Annotated in this window: 1 protein-coding gene; it reads left to right on the forward strand. The window is 66.7% G+C overall.

Annotation, left to right across the window (positions count from 1 at the left end):
• The first annotated feature begins 63 nt into the window (after positions 1-63).
• Complete coding sequence (locus FJ658_RS15860) at positions 64-357, forward strand: transposase (protein WP_181408530.1); 294 nt, start codon at positions 64-66, stop codon at positions 355-357.
• The last annotated feature ends 163 nt before the right edge of the window (positions 358-520 follow it).

Raw genomic sequence — 520 nt, forward strand, 5'->3', positions numbered from 1 at the left:
TGACCTGTCCCGGGTTCGGTGGAGTCCTAGCATCGGGTCGTTGGCCCGAGGGATGGAGTCCTGATGGCGAAGAACAATGCGTATCCGCGTGAGTTCCGCGAGCGTGCCGTGGAGTTGTATCGCGGTGGCGGTGTCTCGATGGAGAAGCTCGGCGCGCAACTCGGGGTGTCGCCGACGACGCTGGCGAACTGGGTGCGGCAGGCGCAGGTCGATTCTGGTGAGCGGGCCGGGGTGAGCAGCGCGGATCGTGACGAGGTGGTCCAGCTGCGGCGCGAGATCCGGCGGTTGGAGATGGAGAACGAGATCCTGAAACGTGCGGCGGCGCTGTTCGCGAAGGAGAACGTCCTCCCAAAATGAGGTTCCGGCTGGTTCGCGAGCTGGCCGCGGAGGGGTTCCCTGCCGCGGTGGTCTGCCGGGTGCTGAACGTGTCGGAATCGGGCTATCACGCCTGGCGGCATCGTCCGCCGTCCGCCAGGGAGGTCGCGGATCAGGCGCTGACGGTGACGTTGCGGCAGATCCA

It is taken from the genome of Schumannella sp. 10F1B-5-1 (assembly GCF_006517535.1).
Lineage (GTDB): Bacteria > Actinomycetota > Actinomycetes > Actinomycetales > Microbacteriaceae > Schumannella.